Below are 14,893 nucleotides of genomic sequence, written 5' to 3' on the forward strand. Positions count from 1 at the left end.
TCCCGCGTTGACTCGGCAAGCGATTAGGCTGCGGCTATGAAGGCTTTCTGGACCTACACCCTCGCCCGACTTGCTGTGTTCGGGGTGACGTTCGGTGTGGTCTGGCTGATCGCGTCGATCTGGGTCGAGTGGGGCAACCTCACGTCGCTCCTGGTCCTGCTGATCGCCCTCATCCTCTCCTCGGTGATCTCGATCTTCGCGCTCGCCGGCCTGCGCGAGAACCTCGCGCAGAACGTCCAGGAGCGGGCGGCGCGCATGACGCAACGCATCGAGGAGTCGCGCAATGCCGAAGACGTCGACTGAGAGTCGCGCCTGGATCGCCGAGGCCATCCGCCGGGTGGACGCCGACGCCAACCGCAGCGCCGACACCCACCTGCACGTGTTGCCGATCCCGGTGCCGGGCATCGACCTCTACCTCAAGGACGAGTCGATCCACCCGACCGGCAGCCTCAAGCACCGGCTGGCCCGGTCGCTGTTCCTGTACGCCCTGTGCAACGGCTGGCTCGAGCCCGAGACGACAGTCATCGAGGCGTCGAGCGGGTCCACCGCAGTCAGCGAGGCCTACTTCGCCCGGCTCGTCGGTCTGCCGTTCGTCGCGGTCATGCCGGCCACGACGAGCCCCGAGAAGATCGACCTGATCGAGTTCTACGGCGGGCAGTGCCACCTCGTCGACGACCCCGGCACGATCTACGACGTCGCCGAACAGCTCGCGAGCGAGTGCGGCGGGCACTACATGGACCAGTTCACGTATGCCGAGCGGGCGACGGACTGGCGCGGCAACAACAACATCGCCGAGTCGATCTTCGAGCAGCTCGCCGCGGAGCCTCACCCGTGCCCGAGCCTCATCGTGGTGGGAGCCGGCACGGGTGGCACGTCCGCGACGATCGGCCGATTCGTCCGCTATCGCCGGCACGACACCAAGGTCGTGGTCGCCGACCCCGAGAACTCAGCGTTCTACGGAGGCTGGGCGGCCGATCGGTCCGACGTCACGACCGACAAGCCGTCCCGCATCGAGGGCATCGGGCGCATGCGGGTCGAGAAGTCGTTCGTCGGCGGGGTCATCGACGACATGGTCTGCGTCCCGGATGCCGCCTCGATCGCCGCGATGCGCTGGATCTCGAAGATCCTCGGCCATCGGGTCGGCGGCTCGACGGGCACCAACATCTGGGCGACGCTCCAGCTGATCGACGAGATGCGTGCCCGCGGGGAGTCCGGCAGTGTCGTGACGCTGCTGTGTGACGGCGGCGAGCGTTACAGCCACACCTACTACGACGACGCGTGGCTCGAGTCCAAGGGACTCGACATCACGCCGTATGCCGCCGCGCTCGCCGAGTTCGACAAGACCGGGGTCCTCCCGGCGGTCTAGCTCACCGGCACGATCTCGGCCGACAGCAGGACGCCGTCGTCGATCACGAGCCGCCCCATCGTGCCGCGGGGCTGACGGCGCTTGTCCGTTGGTGAACCGGGGTTGAAGAGCCGCTGGCCGTCGTGCTCGGTGTCCCACGGGATGTGGGAGTGGCCGAACACGACGAGGTCGGCGTCCGGGAACCGTCCGCGCATACGGGCGGCCCGGCCGACCTTGTCGCCGCTGATGTGGATCATCGCGACCTTGAGGCCGTCGAGGTCGAGCTCCAGCGTCTCGGGTGCACCCCAGGCGGCGACGTCCGGCCCGTCGTTGTTGCCGAGGACGACATGCACCGGGGCGTATGCGGTGAGCTCCTCGAGCACGTCCGGGGTGCAGACATCGCCGGCGTGCAGGATCACGTCGACATCGCCGAGCTGCTCGGCGACGGCCGGAGGCATGGACTTCCAGAAGCGCGGAGCGTGGGTGTCGGCGAGGACGGCGACGCGCAGCACGTCAGGCCCCGATGAACAGCCCGAGTGCGAGCCCGACGGCATACACGAGCTCGGCCAAGCCGGTGTCGCGGAGCACGGGGATGAGCGCCAGGCCCTTCGCCCCGGAGGCCACGACCTGGCGGGCGCGCACGGCGAGCGGGACCATCGCCAGCCCGAGGAGGGCCCAGAGCGTGAAGGCCGCCGCCCACACCAGCGAGGCGATCGCGACCAGCAGCAGGAAGGCATAGAACCGTCGGGTCCAGGTGTCACCCAGCACGACGGCCAGGGTCTTCTTGCCGGTGACTGAGTCGGTCGGGATGTCTCGCAGGTTGTTGGCGACGAGGATCGCGCAGGCCAGGGCTCCGACGCCGATCGCGCAGGCGATGGCGAGCCACGTGACGTCCTCGATCTGCACGTACGCCGTGCCGAGCACCGCCACCAGGCCGAAGAACAGAAAGACGCTGACCTCGCCGAGCCCGCGATAGCCATACGGCGACGGTCCGCCGGTGTAGGTCCACGCCGCTGCGATGGCGGCGACGCCGACCAGCAGCAGCCACCAGCTCGAGGTCGCGGCGAGAGCGAAGCCGAACGCACCGCCGAGGGCCAGGAACAGCAGGGCCGCACGCTTGACCGAGCGGGCGGGCACGAGGCCTGAGCCGACCAGGCGCAGGGGACCGACTCGGTTGTCGTCGGTGCCCTTGATGCCGTCGGAGTAGTCGTTGGCGTAGTTGACGCCGATCTGGAGCGAGAGCGAGACGCCGAGCGCCAGCAACGCCTTCCACCAGACGAAGGCGTCGGCGTATGCCGCGGCGCCGGTGCCGGCCAGCACCGGCGCGACCGCAGCCGGAAGCGTGCGGGGCCGTGCGCCGGCGATCCAGAGCTTGGCGGGGGAGAGCGAAGGGGTGGTCACGATCGACCAGTCTGCCACCTGACAGTCTGTCAACTCCGAGTTGACGGTCGGAGGTCGTCAAGTTAGCGTTGACAACATGACGATCGACGACGCGGAGTTCTCCGACCTGATCGGCCGGGCCATCGCCCGGCTCGACCCGACGATCGAGCGCCGACTCGACAGCGAGCCGCAGGCACACCTGGACCTGGCGGTCCTGACCCACCGGGCACATGAGGAGACCGGCCGCCTGATGCGGTCGGCAGTGACATCGGCGCGCGCGGCCGGATGGAGCTGGGAGGCGATCGGCTCGGCTCTCGGCATGACGCGCCAGGCGGCGCAGCAACGCTTCGGCCATCGACCCGAGCCGATCCCGGGAACCGCTGAGCACCGTCAGTTGGTGGGGCTCACCGCGTTCAACGAGATCGACGTGCTCAATGCGTGGGGGCGGCACGGTTGGCACTCGACCGGCTACGGCCCGTTGTTCCACGACGTCCAGAAGTCACCCGTCCAGTGGGAGCACAAGCGGGCAGTGATCGGCAGCCGCAAGGCCAAGGACCTCGAGGCCAAGGGCTGGGAGCGCATCGGCACGATGTGGTTCCCGTGGACGTACGTCAAGCGCCCGCTCGACGCCCCGGCGGAGCCCGGTGAGCCGGAATGAGCCCAAGTCTGCGGCCGGTGGAGGGATCGCCGCGCGAGGTGTTCGCGCTCGTCGAGGCTTGGGTCAGCGACGGCGGTGAGCCGATCGTCATCCGTACGTCCGGCAGCACCGGGGAGCCCAAGGACGTCGTGCTGTCGCATCGCGCGGTGCTGTCTTCGGCGCAGGCAAGCCTTGACCGCCTGGGCGGCCCCGGAGGCTGGCTGCAGGCCATGCCGGTGACCGGCGTGGGCGGCTTCCAGGTGCTCGTACGCTCGGCGGTCGCGGGTCTCGAGCCCGTGTACGCCGATGAGCATGCGTCGCTGGGTGCCGCGATCGCGGCGATCCCCGGTCCTCGGCGCTATGCCTCGCTCGTGCCGACGCAGGCCCACCGGCTCGTCGAGTCGGGAGAGGTCGGCGTGCTTGCCGGGCTCGACGCGTTGCTCATCGGCGGCGCGGCCGTGCCCCCGGACCTGCTCGAGTCCCTGCGGTCGGCCGGAGTGCGGGTCGTGCGGACGTACGGGATGAGCGAGACGTGCGGAGGTTGTGTCTACGACGGGCTGCCGCTCGACGGCGTCCAGGTGCGGATCGACGACGTGGGCCAGGTGCACCTCGCGGGGCCGGTGCTGTTCGACGGCTACGCCGACCCGGAGGCCACCGCGCAGGTCCTGCACGACGGCTGGTTCGCGACGGCGGACCTCGGTGAGATCGACGAGGACGGCCGGCTGCACATCACCGGCCGCAGCGATGACGTCGTGATCAGCGGCGGCGTCAACGTTGCGCTCCCGGCGGTGACGGCGGCGCTGAAGATGTACGACGGCGTACGGGATGCGGTGGCGCTCGGCGTGCCAGACCCGGAGTGGGGTTCACGGGTCGTGGCCTACCTCGTGCCCGACGACGCCGTGTGCCTCGACGGCTTGCGGATCGACCAGCTGCGCGACGGCGTCGAGGAGGTCGGGCTGCCCCGCACGTGGGCGCCCCGGGAGGTCGTCCTGCTCGACACCCTCCCGCTGCTCCCCGGCGGCAAGCTCGACCGTGAGAAGCTGCGCCGCGCCGCTGGGCGGTGATACCCGGGCGCGGCTCGTCCCTCGCCGCTCACTCCGCTGCTCGCGCGGGCGCTCGCACCGGCCGGCTGGCTCGCTGCGCTCGCCCAGGGATCAGTTAGGTCACCGCCCCGGCGATGGCGTCGTCGATCGGGGTTTCGCCGCTGACGAGCTCCCACTGGCGGTTGATCGTGGCCGGCTCGTCGAGCACCGCGACGATGACGGCCGCGACGTCCGCACGCGGGATCTGGGCACGGTCGACGGTCTCGGCCAGCGTGACCAGGCCCGTCGGCGCGTCGTCCGTCAGGCCGCCCGGCCGGATGATGGTCCAGTCGAGGTCGCTCTCGCGCAACGCGATGTCGGCATCCCGCTTCGCCTCGACGTACGCCTTCCAGACGTTCGAAGCGTCGTCGCCAACGGGCTGGTCGACGGCGATCGCCGAGATCTGCACGAACCGGGTGACGCCGGCGGCCTGAGCCCCCTTGATCGACTTCAGCGACCCGCCGAGGTCGACTGTCCGCTTACGCCCGATGTTGCCGTCCGGCCCGCCGCCGGCAGCGAACACCACGGCATCCGCGCCGGTGAACGCCTCGGCGAACGCGTCGGCGCCCTCCTGCTCGATGTCGAGGATGCCGACCTCGGCGCCGAGTGCCTCCAGCTCCGGGGAGTAGTCGGGGTTGCGTACGAGCGCCACGGGCTGGTGCCCGGCGTCGACGAGGAGGGGGATGAGGAGGCGGGCGATCTTGCCGTGGCCTCCGACGATGGCAACTCGAGTCATGTCTCGACAGTACGGACAGGGCGGTAAGTTGCCACTCGTGCAGTTCCGTACGTACGCCATCGCGATGCCCACGCGGTTCCGCGGCATCGACCGGCGCGAGGGGATGCTCGTCGAGGGGCCCGCGGGCTGGGCCGAGTTCAGCCCGTTCCTTGACTACGACGCCCGTGAGAGCGCGCCCTGGCTCGCCGCGGCCCTCGACTCGGCCGAGCGTGAGTGGCCCGCACCCGTACGCTCGCAGGTCGCGGTCAACTGCACCGTCCCGGCGGTCGGGCCCGAGCAGGCAGCGAGCATCGTCCGCAGCAGCGGCTGCGGCACTGCCAAGGTCAAGGTCGCCGAGCGTGGCCAGTCCCTCGCCGAGGACGTCGAGCGCGTCGAGGCCGTGCGCGACGCGATCGGGCCGCAGGGCAAGGTCCGCATCGACGCCAACGGCGGCTGGTCCGTCGACGAGGCGGTCAGCGCGATCGCTGCCCTCAACATCGCCGCACACGGCCTGGAGTACGTCGAGCAGCCCTGCGCCTCCGTCGAGGACCTCGCCGTCGTACGCCGCAAGGTCGGTGTCCCGATAGCCGCCGACGAGTCGATCCGCCGGGCCGACGATCCGTTCCGTGTCGTCGAGCTCGAGGCCGCCGACATCGCAGTGCTCAAGGTCGCGCCGCTCGGTGGCGTCCACGCGTGCCTGCGGATCGCCGAGCAGATCGGACTGCCGGTCGTGGTGTCCAGTGCCGTCGAGACCTCGATCGGCCTCGCCGCCGGTCTCGCCCTCGCGGGTGCACTGCCCGAGCTGCCGTACGCCTGCGGCCTCGCCACCACGTCCCTGCTCGCCGGCGATGTCGTCGCCGAGCCGCTGAGGGCCGTGGGCGGATTCCTTCCCGTCGGCCGCCAGGTGCTCGAACCCACGGCGTACGACGCGGTCGCCGCCGATGGTGAGACCGATGCCCGCTGGCAGGCTCGGCTGTCGGCCGTACGCGCGGTGCTGGCATGACGGACGACAAGCAGCACGCCGTCGGAGTTGCCCGCCGGCTCGTCAACACCCTCTTGGGGTGGAAGGTCACCGACGCCGTACTCGCGCCGGGCTCCCGGTCGGGCCCGCTCGCCCTGGCGTTCGCCGCGGCCAACGAGCAAGGGCTGATCCGCCTGCACGTGCGTGTCGACGAGCGGGAGGCCGGGTTCCTCGCACTGGGCTTGGCGAAGGCATCCCGTCGTCTCGTGCCGGTCATCACTACCTCCGGCACGGCCGTCGCCAATCTCCATCCGGCGATGCTCGAGGCCAAGCACGCCGGTGTCCAGTTGCTCGCGGTCACTGCGGACCGCCCCTCACGGCTGCGCGGCACCGGAGCCAACCAGACCACTGATCAGTGCGAGATCTTTCCGGGCATCCCGTTCATCGAACGGGTCAACCAGATCTACGGCGGCCCAGCGCACCTCAACCTCGAGCTGGACGAGCCACTGATTGAGCCGATCGAGTGGGACTTCCCCGTGACTGGGTCGCTGGGTCGCGCGTGGCAAGAGCCTCAAGCCCTCATCCTCGAAACTGGTCCGCGCACGGTCGCCGTCGCCGGCGACGATGCGAAGCAGCCCGCCCGCATCCTGGCCCGCGACGCCGGCTGGCCGTTGCTCGCCGAGCCGAGCTCGGGGTCGCGCAACGGCGAGGCCCTCGTGGCATACCGGATGCTGCTGGCCCACTCGCCGCTCGCCGATCAGATCGAGCGGGTCGTCAGCTTCGGCCACGCCACCCTCTCGCGCCCGGTTACGCAGCTGCTGTCCCGCACCGACATCGAGATCGTGCACGTCGGCACCCAGAAGACGTTCCCGGCCCCGGCTGGCGACAACGTCCGATTCGCCCAGGCGGTCGAACACACTGGCGCGGGAGATCCGGGTTGGCTCGACGACTGGAAGGCTGCTGACGCCAAGGCCACCGCAGCCATCGACGACTTGCTCGACGGCACCACGCCCTACGACGTCGCCCGCACGATCAACGCCGCCGTTCCGCCCGACGGCCTGCTGTTCGTCGGCTCGTCGAGCCCCATCCGCGACCTGGACCTGGTGGCCCGCCCCTACACCGTCGGGCAGCGTCGGCTCATCATCGCCAACCGAGGGCTGGCCGGCATCGACGGCGTGCTCTCCAGCGCGATCGGCGCGGCCCTCGCCCGTACGTCCAGCCGCTCGATTGCCTACGTCGGCGACCTCACGTTCCTGCACGGCAGCAACGGCCTGCTGATCGGTCCTGGCGAGCCCCGACCTGACCTCACGATCGTCGTCGCCAACGACGACGGCGGCAGCATCTTCTCGACGCTCGAGCAGGGCGCGCCGGAGTATGCCGCGACGTTCGAGCGGGTCTATGCCACACCGACGGGCGCCGACATCGCGGCGCTCTGCCAGGCGTACGGGGTCGCCCATCGCCGCGTCGAACCCACCGATCTCGCCGCCGCGCTCGAGGAGGACGTGACCGGAATCCGCGTCCTCGAGGTGCCGGTCGACCGCGCCGGCCGCCGTGACCTGATGGCCCGGATCGGCGCTGCTGTCAGGACGGTTCTCCAACCCTGACAGTGGTTGTGTCATTGACATACCCGCAGTAGGTTGTGTGCACCGTCACGGCCGCTGAAAGGGAGTCATGGGCGACGAGAGCTACGACTACATCGTCATCGGATCGGGCAGTGCGGGCGGCGTCGTCGCCGCGCGCTTGAGCGAAGACCCGTCCGTTTCGGTGCTGCTCCTCGAGGCGGGGCCGGACGATGACGACGACATGATCCACCTGCCGGCAGGCTTCTCGGCGCTGTTCAAGACCAAGTGGGACTGGGGTTACCAGACGACTCCGCAGAAGCAGCTCGGCGGTCGGCGAGCCGACTGGCCGCGCATGAAGGCGCTCGGCGGGTGTTCGTCGATGAACGCGATGATCTACATCCGCGGCAACCGCGAGGACTACGACGAGTGGCGCGACGCGTATGGCGCAACCGGCTGGGGCTATGACGACGTCCTGCCCTACTTCACGAAGGCCGAGGGCAACACTCGGCTGCACGACGAGTTCCACGGCACCGACGGCCCCCTGCACGTCGAGGACCGTCGCTACACCCACGAGCTCAGTCACGCGTTCGTCGAGTCGGCCGTCTCGGCTGGTCTCAAGCGCAATGACGACTTCAACGGCGCGGAGCAGCAGGGCGCCGGGCTCTACCAGGTGACCTGCAAGAAGGGTCGCCGTTGGTCGGTCGCGGACGCCTACATCCACCCCGCCAACAAGCGGCCGAACCTCACGGTGCTGACCGAGGCGTTCGTCGCCCGGATCGAGCTCGAGGGCACGCGCGCGACCGGCGTGACGTACCGGCGGGGCGGCGTCACCCACACGGCGAAGGCCAGGGCCGAGATCGTGCTGTCCGCCGGCGCGATCGCCAGCCCCCAGATGTTGATGCTGTCCGGCATCGGCCCCGGTGCGCACCTGCGCGAGCACGGCATCGACGTACGTGTCGACCTCCCGGGCGTGGGCCAGAACATGCAGGACCACCCCATCTCCGGCGCGCTGTTCTACACCAAGGACACGACGGACCTCGCCGAGTTCCTCACGCTGGCCAACGTGGTCAAGGCGCAGAAGGCCGGGCGTGGCCCGCTGAGCTCCAACGTCGCCGAGGCCGGCGCCTTCTTCACGTCCCGCGACGACCTGACGGCACCCGACCTGCAGTTCCACATGCTGCCGGCCGGGTTCTACGACAACGGCCTGCATGAGCCCGTACGCCGTGGGCTGACGGTCGCCTCGACCCTCGTACGCGTCGAGAGCAAGGGCCACATCAAGCTGCGCTCGGCCGACCCGACGTGGCACCCCGAGATCGAGCCGAACTACTACGACGACGGCGCCGACCTGGACGCGATGCTGGCTGGCTTCCGCCGGCTGTTCGAGGTCGTCACGCAGGGCCCGCTCGCCAAGTACATCGCCCAGCCGTGGGAGCCAGCGACGCTCAGCCCCACGACGGACGACTTCATCGCCACGATCGGCCGGCTCGGCCAGACCGTCTATCACCCGGTCGCGACCTGCGCGATGGGCACGATCGAGGGCAGCGTCGTCGATCCGGAGCTCAAGGTCCACGGCGTCGAGGGCCTGCGGGTCGCCGACGCCTCCGTCATGCCGCGCGTACCTCGCGGCAACACCAACGCACCCGCCATCATGGTTGGCGAGAAGGCCGCCGACCTCATCAAGGAGTCCCGATGACCGCAACGCTCGAACCCACCGTCGAGAGCGGCACCACGCCGACGTTCGACTCGCTCAACCCCGCGAACGGCGACGTCGTCGGCACCCATCCCATCGAGGGCAAGGCCGAGGTCGACGCGGCTGTGGCTCGCGCCCGTGAGGCGGCCGAGTGGTGGGGCGGCCTGAGCTTCAAGGAGCGCGGCGACTACCTGCTGACCTGGCGCAGCGTCATCACGCGCCGCATCGCGCAGCTCGCCGAGCTGTCACACCGCGAGACCGGCAAGCCGCACGGCGATGCCCAGCTCGAGATCATCATCGCGATCGACCACATCGCGTGGGCCGCCAAGCACGCCAAGAAGGTCCTCGGTCCGCAGAAGGTCGCGTCGGGCTTGCTGATGGCCAACCAGGCCGCATCCGTCGAGTACCACCCGCTCGGCGTCGTCGGCGTCATCGGGCCGTGGAACTATCCGGTCTTCACCCCGATGGGCTCCATCGCGTACGCCCTCGCTGCGGGCAACCCAGTGGTCTTCAAGCCCAGCGAGTACACGCCGGGTGTCGGTCAGTGGCTCGCCGACACCTTCACCGAGGTCGTGCATGGTCGTCCAGTCCTCCAGGTCGTGACGGGCCTGGGCGAGACCGGCGCCGCCCTGTGCACCTCGGACATCAACAAGCTGGCGTTCACGGGATCGGGTCCCACCGGCAAGAAGGTCATGGCCGCGTGCGCCGAGAACCTCACGCCGGTCCTGATCGAGGCCGGCGGCAAGGACTCGCTGATCGTCGACGAGGACGCCGACATCACGAAGGCGGCCGAGGCCGCGCTGTGGGGCGGCATGTCCAACGCCGGCCAGACCTGCATCGGCACCGAGCGCGTGTACGTCCACGAGAAGGTCTTCGACGCGTTCGTCAGCGAGATCACCGAGCAGGCCAAGGACCTGCGTGCCGGCGACGACCCGGGCGCCAAGCTGGGCCCCATCACGATGCCGTCGCAGATCGGCATCATCAAGAGCCACATCGACGACGCGATCGCGAAGGGCGCCACGGTGGTCATGGGCGGCGCCGACGCAGTCGGTGAGCGCTTCGTGCAGCCGACGATCCTGACGCACGTGCCCGAGGACTCCACCGAGATCACCGAGGAGACCTTCGGACCCACCCTCGCGATCAACCCGGTCAAGAGCATGGACGAGGCGATCGAGCTGACCAACGCGACGTCGTACGGCCTCGCCGGCGCGGTGTTCTCCAAGAAGCACGGCGTCGACATCGCCCGCCGTGTCCGGTCCGGCATGACGTCGGTCAACTCGGTCATCGCGTTCGCCGCCGTCCCGGGCCTGCCGTTCGGCGGTGTCGGGCAGTCCGGCTTCGGCCGCATCCACGGTCCCGACGGGCTCAAGGAGTTCACGTACGCCAAGGCGATCACCCGCCAGCGCATGAAGCCGCTCATGATGCTGACGTCGTTCGCGCGGGATGCCAAGACCGACAACAGGGCCGCCAAGCTCATCACCGTGATGCACGGAGGCAAGAAGACCCTGCGCTGAATCTGAGGTACCTGCTCGCCAGATCTAGGTAACTCGTCCGATGTGGGGGTCTACCTCACCCGACGACTCTGGACTCATGATCCTTTCTCCAGAGCAGTTCGTTCCCCTCGAGGTCAGCCGTCACCACGCGGCGGCGATGGCGCTGTCCGAGCTCTCGCGCCACCAGCGCGACCGTACGGGCTTCGAGCCCCGGCGCGCCCGCCAGCACCGTCGGGGCCTGGTCGTGCGCCTCGTCAGCATGACGGTGGGGCGGACGGCACACGTATGACGGTCGTCCCGTTGTCAGCCGAGTCCGACATGATTGAGGACATGGCCAACGATCGGACACCCGCGACACCCCTGATCGGACGTGTCCGCGAGCTCGAGCAGCTGCTCGAGGCTGCCGGCGTGACCCGGCCCGATGCTCGCGACGTCGTGCTGATCGGCGGCGACGCCGGCATCGGCAAGACTCGCCTGTTGCGCGAGCTCGGTGCCCGCGCGCGCACCGCCGGCCATCGGGTGCTGGCCGGGCACTGCCTCGACCTCGGCGACAGCGCACCGCCCTATCAGCCGTTCTCCGAGGCGTTCGCCTCCCTCGGCGACGTCGAGCGCGACGAGCTGGCTGCGCGTTTCCCCGCCCTCGGGCCTCTGCTGCCCTGGCCCTCGCCCGCGCCTGGAGATGGTGTCGAGCGCGCAGAGCTGTTCGCTTCGGTCGTCGCCGGACTCGACTCGCTCGCGGGTGACCAACCCCTGCTCCTGGTGATCGAGGACGCCCACTGGGCCGACGCCTCGACCCGGCACCTCATCCGCTTCGTGCTGTCCCACGGTTTCCATGGCCCGGTCCACGTCGTCGTGAGCTATCGCGCCGACGATCTCCACCGACGCCACCCGCTGCGCCAGGCCTTGTCCGAGTGGGTCCGGCTCCCGGGCGTGCGCCGCATCGAGCTCGAGCCGCTCGACGACACCGATGTCGTCGACCTGATCCGGGCCCACGGCGCCGACGCGCTCGACGGCGAGAGCCTGCTCGCGGTCGTACGCCGTGCAGCCGGCAACGCCTTCTTCGCCGAGGAGCTGCTCGACGCCGGCCTCGCCAACGTTGACGGCGCGCTGCCCGAGACCCTCGCGGACCTGCTGCTGATGCGCCTCGAGCGGCTCGACGACAACGCCCGCCGGCTCGTCCGTACGGCGGCGTGCTCCGATGCCCGGTACGACTACTCCGTCCTGACCCGGGTCGTCGGCCTCGCAGAGGACGAGCTCGACGAGGCGCTTCGCTCGGCGATCGACCACAAGGTCCTGACCCGTGTCGGCAACGACTCCTACTGGTTCCGTCACGCCCTCCTGGCCGAGGCCGTGCGCGACGACCTGCTGCCCGGCGAACGACGGCGCATCCACGCGGCTTACCTCGATGCGCTCACGTCGGGCAGTCGCCGAGGCGCAGCCGCGGATATCGCGCTGCATGCCCTCGGCGCGGGGCAGCGTGAGACGGCGTTCCTGGCCAACGTCCAAGCAGCCGAGGAGGCCCAGCGGTTGTCGGGCTATGACGAGGCTGCCCAGCACTACGAGCAGGCCTTGACCCTGGTCGATTTCGCGCCCGACGACCTCGACCTGGTCAAGCTCGTGATCGACGCGTCCTCGGCGCTCGTCACGTCGGGCCGCCTCCTGCGCGCCGTCGAGCTGCTCCGCGACCACCTGGCCCAGCTGCCGGCAGATGCGCCGGCGGAGGCTCGTGGGCGGCTGCTCGTCGCGATCGGCGACACGGCCTACTACGCGAACCTCGACAACGAGGCCGAGCAGGCCAGCCTCGAGGCGACCAAGATCGTGCCCGACGAGCCCACCGAGCTGCGCGCCGAGGTCGCAGCGCTGCGATCACGCATGGCGTCCAACCGCAACCGCCATGACGAAGCGATCGAGTGGGGCGAGCGAGCGCTCGCGATCGCCGAGCAGATCGGTGCAGCCGACGTCATCGCCGACGCCAAGGCCACGCTGACACGGGTCATGGTCCGCACCGGCAACGACCCCGAGAAGGCCAAGCGCGGCTTCCTCGAGCTCGTCGAGGTCTCGCGAGCAGACGGTCATGTGCTCGGCGAGCTGCGTGGGCTGCACCAGCTCGCGTTCGTCCACTACAACGCCGGTGAGCTGGACGAGGCCGAGGACGCGTTCCGACAGGGCATGATTCGCGCTGCCGAGACGGGTTGGGCGTGGGGTCCCTACGGCTTCGACGGGCGCTTCTTCTCCGCCCTCATCTGCTACATGCGCGGCCGGTGGGACGAAGCCCTCGCGTTGCGCGGTGTCGGTCCCGATGCGCCGTCGATTCCCGAAGCATCGCTCGCTGCGGTCGCCCTCATGGTCCATGCCGGCCGGGGCAATGTCGAGGAGGTCGAGCGCACCCTCACGATGCGCTCGTTGTGGCGTCACGAGATCGCGGCCTCTGTGCATGCGACCTCGGGCCTGATCGAGCTCCATGGCATCGCAGGAGACCTGGCCGCCGCCCGCCGGGCGTTCGACGACCTCGTCGAGCTGGAGTTCCGGGCCTGGGACGAGCCGCTGTTCCCGGGCAGCATCCGGCTGATCGCACTCCTGATCGGCCAGTACGCCGCGGCCGTCCCTTCGCTCGACCGCGCTGACCTGGGCGGGCTGCTCGAACAAGCCGCCGAGCTGGCCGACTTCGCCGATCGTGCTGCGGCGGCGACGGTCCCGCTGGGTCCTGAAGGCGTGGCCTGGCAGATCCGGGTGCACGCTGAGCACGCGAGACTGCGGTGGTTGTGCGGGGTCGACGTACCCTCGGTCGACGAGCTGACCGACCTCTGGCGCCGCGCACGTGAGGCGTTCATCGGCATCGATGACCCGTACGAGACCGCCAGGTCGGCGACCCGGCTGGCGGCGGTGCTGCTCACGAGCGGCAGCGAGGCCGAGGGCAAGCAGCTGCTCGGCGAGGCACGGGCGACCGCCGAACGGCTCGGTGCCAGACCGCTGCTCACCGAGATCAACGGGCTCACGCGCCGTCCGGCCAAGTCCGACGTCGAGCTGACGCCGCGTGAGCGGGAGGTCCTCGAGCAGGTCAGTGCCGGCCGCAGCAACGGCGAGATCGCGTCCCGGCTGTTCATCAGCACCAAGACGGTGTCGGTGCACGTCTCCAACATCCTCGCCAAGCTGGGCGCCTCGGGCCGCACCGAGGCCGCGGCGATCGCACGCCGCCGCGGACTCCTCGACGAGTGACGCCGGCGTGAGTCGGTAGCCTGACGCCGTGCCATTCCATCGATACGTCGCGCTCGGCGACTCGTTCACCGAAGGCGTCGGCGACAACGACGCGTCGCTGCCCAACGGCGTACGCGGCTGGGCGGACCGTGTCGCCGAGGTGCTCGCCGGCGACGACTTCGCGTACGCCAACCTCGCGATCCGGGGGCGCCAGCTGCTGCCGATCCTCGCCGAGCAGATCGACCCTGCGCTCGAGATGAAGCCGGACCTGGTCAGCATCTACGCCGGTGCCAACGACGTGCTGCGCCCGCGGATCGACGTCGACCGGCTCGTGGCGGCGTACGACCAGGCGCTCGGCCGGGTCGTGGATGCCGGGGCGCACCTGCTGATGTTCACGGCGTACGACCCGGGTGGCTCGCCCGTGTTCGGGGCGCTGCGCGGACGGTTCGCGATCTACAACGAGCTCGTCCGGCAGGTGGCCGACAAGCACGGAGCGACGCTGGTCGACTTCTGGCGCCTCCGCGACTACCGCGACGATCGGCTGTGGGACGTCGACCGCATGCACATGTCGAGCCTGGGTCACCAGCGCATGGCGATCGCGGTGCTGGATGCCCTCGGGGTCAAGCATGACCTGACGATGCCCGAGCTGCCGCGCCTGCCGCTGCCCACCGCGAAGGAGCGACGAGCCGCCCATCTCGAGTGGGCCAAGGCCCACGCTGCGCCGTGGGTCAAGCGACGCCTCACCGGCGTCTCGTCCGGCGACAACCTCAGCCCCCGCTGGCCGACCCTCACCCCCGTCGAGCGGTGACCGGAACCGCGTAGCGCCAAGTCAC

At 70.0% G+C, this 14,893-nt stretch carries 14 protein-coding genes; 11 read left to right on the forward strand and 3 right to left on the reverse strand.

Annotation, left to right across the window (positions count from 1 at the left end; genetic code table 11):
* Positions 1-36: 36 nt before the first annotated feature.
* Both AC1DVU_RS21510 and AC1DVU_RS21515 read left to right on the forward strand, forming a co-directional pair.
* A complete protein-coding gene (locus AC1DVU_RS21510) occupies positions 37-303 on the forward strand; it encodes a DUF4229 domain-containing protein (RefSeq protein WP_476924503.1) in 267 nt (88 codons plus the stop codon).
* Positions 284-1,366, forward strand: coding sequence for a PLP-dependent cysteine synthase family protein (locus tag AC1DVU_RS21515; protein WP_476924504.1), 1,083 nt, complete (start codon positions 284-286; stop codon positions 1,364-1,366). The genes AC1DVU_RS21510 and AC1DVU_RS21515 overlap by 20 nt, the downstream gene beginning before the upstream one ends.
* Here the strand turns inward: AC1DVU_RS21515 and AC1DVU_RS21520 are convergent.
* A complete protein-coding gene (locus AC1DVU_RS21520; protein ID WP_476924505.1) occupies positions 1,363-1,857 on the reverse strand; it encodes a metallophosphoesterase family protein in 495 nt (164 codons plus the stop codon). The two genes, AC1DVU_RS21515 and AC1DVU_RS21520, sit on opposite strands and share 4 nt — an antisense overlap.
* Before the next feature lies 1 nt (position 1,858).
* Positions 1,859-2,749 carry a 1,4-dihydroxy-2-naphthoate polyprenyltransferase gene (locus tag AC1DVU_RS21525; RefSeq protein ID WP_476924544.1) on the reverse strand — a complete coding sequence of 297 codons (891 nt, stop codon included), beginning with the start codon at positions 2,747-2,749 and terminating at the stop codon, positions 1,859-1,861.
* Positions 2,750-2,822: 73 nt separating this feature from the next.
* On the opposite strand from AC1DVU_RS21525, the gene AC1DVU_RS21530 reads away from it, so the two are divergent.
* Positions 2,823-3,383, forward strand: coding sequence for a hypothetical protein (locus AC1DVU_RS21530; RefSeq protein ID WP_476924506.1), 561 nt, complete (start codon positions 2,823-2,825; stop codon positions 3,381-3,383).
* 17 nt (positions 3,384-3,400) lie between these two features.
* On the forward strand, positions 3,401-4,426 hold the full coding sequence (locus tag AC1DVU_RS21535) for an AMP-binding protein (protein WP_476924507.1): 1,026 nt from the start codon (positions 3,401-3,403) through the stop codon (positions 4,424-4,426).
* A 94-nt stretch (positions 4,427-4,520) separates the two neighbouring features.
* Here AC1DVU_RS21535 and AC1DVU_RS21540 read toward each other — a convergent pair whose 3' ends face one another.
* Positions 4,521-5,180, reverse strand: coding sequence for an SDR family oxidoreductase (locus AC1DVU_RS21540; RefSeq protein ID WP_476924508.1), 660 nt, complete (start codon positions 5,178-5,180; stop codon positions 4,521-4,523).
* Between the two features lie 37 nt (positions 5,181-5,217).
* Here AC1DVU_RS21540 and AC1DVU_RS21545 point away from each other — a divergent pair, with 37 nt between their 5' ends.
* From AC1DVU_RS21545 to AC1DVU_RS21575, 7 genes are all read left to right on the forward strand, one after another.
* Entirely contained in the window at positions 5,218-6,162 is a 945-nt protein-coding gene (locus AC1DVU_RS21545; RefSeq protein ID WP_476924509.1) for an o-succinylbenzoate synthase, read from the forward strand.
* Positions 6,159-7,724 carry a 2-succinyl-5-enolpyruvyl-6-hydroxy-3-cyclohexene-1-carboxylate synthase gene (gene menD / locus AC1DVU_RS21550; RefSeq protein WP_476924510.1) on the forward strand — a complete coding sequence of 522 codons (1,566 nt, stop codon included), beginning with the start codon at positions 6,159-6,161 and terminating at the stop codon, positions 7,722-7,724. The genes AC1DVU_RS21545 and menD overlap by 4 nt, the downstream gene beginning before the upstream one ends.
* 67 nt (positions 7,725-7,791) lie before the next feature.
* Positions 7,792-9,375, forward strand: a complete 1,584-nt coding sequence (locus tag AC1DVU_RS21555; RefSeq protein ID WP_476924511.1) for a GMC family oxidoreductase — start codon at positions 7,792-7,794, stop codon at positions 9,373-9,375.
* Positions 9,372-10,886: an aldehyde dehydrogenase family protein gene (locus AC1DVU_RS21560; protein ID WP_476924512.1), complete on the forward strand. Its 1,515-nt coding sequence runs from the start codon at positions 9,372-9,374 to the stop codon at positions 10,884-10,886. The genes AC1DVU_RS21555 and AC1DVU_RS21560 overlap by 4 nt, the downstream gene beginning before the upstream one ends.
* 76 nt (positions 10,887-10,962) lie before the next feature.
* The gene (locus AC1DVU_RS21565) at positions 10,963-11,154 is read left to right on the forward strand and encodes a hypothetical protein (protein WP_476924513.1); all 192 of its coding nucleotides are present in this window, start codon (positions 10,963-10,965) and stop codon (positions 11,152-11,154) included.
* Positions 11,155-11,195: 41 nt separating this feature from the next.
* Complete coding sequence (locus AC1DVU_RS21570; RefSeq protein ID WP_476924514.1) at positions 11,196-14,081, forward strand: helix-turn-helix transcriptional regulator; 2,886 nt, start codon at positions 11,196-11,198, stop codon at positions 14,079-14,081.
* A gap of 28 nt (positions 14,082-14,109) precedes the next feature.
* Positions 14,110-14,868, forward strand: coding sequence for an SGNH/GDSL hydrolase family protein (locus AC1DVU_RS21575; protein ID WP_476924515.1), 759 nt, complete (start codon positions 14,110-14,112; stop codon positions 14,866-14,868).
* Positions 14,869-14,893 lie beyond the last annotated feature (25 nt).

The sequence above is a fragment of the Aeromicrobium sp. P2_G6 genome, assembly GCF_056403535.1.

What these genes read in the sequence shown, in the direction of transcription:
- AC1DVU_RS21510 (WP_476924503.1), top strand. Translation starts at nt 37, where the DNA reads ATGAAGGCTTTCTGGACCTACACCCTCGCCCGACTTGCTGTGTTCGGG.
- AC1DVU_RS21515 (WP_476924504.1), top strand. Translation starts at nt 284, where the DNA reads ATGCCGAAGACGTCGACTGAGAGTCGCGCCTGGATCGCCGAGGCCATC.
- AC1DVU_RS21530 (WP_476924506.1), top strand. Translation starts at nt 2,823, where the DNA reads ATGACGATCGACGACGCGGAGTTCTCCGACCTGATCGGCCGGGCCATC.
- AC1DVU_RS21540 (WP_476924508.1), bottom strand. Translation starts at nt 5,180, where the DNA reads ATGACTCGAGTTGCCATCGTCGGAGGCCACGGCAAGATCGCCCGCCTC.
- menD (WP_476924510.1), top strand. Translation starts at nt 6,159, where the DNA reads ATGACGGACGACAAGCAGCACGCCGTCGGAGTTGCCCGCCGGCTCGTC.
- AC1DVU_RS21555 (WP_476924511.1), top strand. Translation starts at nt 7,792, where the DNA reads ATGGGCGACGAGAGCTACGACTACATCGTCATCGGATCGGGCAGTGCG.
- AC1DVU_RS21560 (WP_476924512.1), top strand. Translation starts at nt 9,372, where the DNA reads ATGACCGCAACGCTCGAACCCACCGTCGAGAGCGGCACCACGCCGACG.
- AC1DVU_RS21565 (WP_476924513.1), top strand. Translation starts at nt 10,963, where the DNA reads ATGATCCTTTCTCCAGAGCAGTTCGTTCCCCTCGAGGTCAGCCGTCAC.
- AC1DVU_RS21570 (WP_476924514.1), top strand. Translation starts at nt 11,196, where the DNA reads ATGGCCAACGATCGGACACCCGCGACACCCCTGATCGGACGTGTCCGC.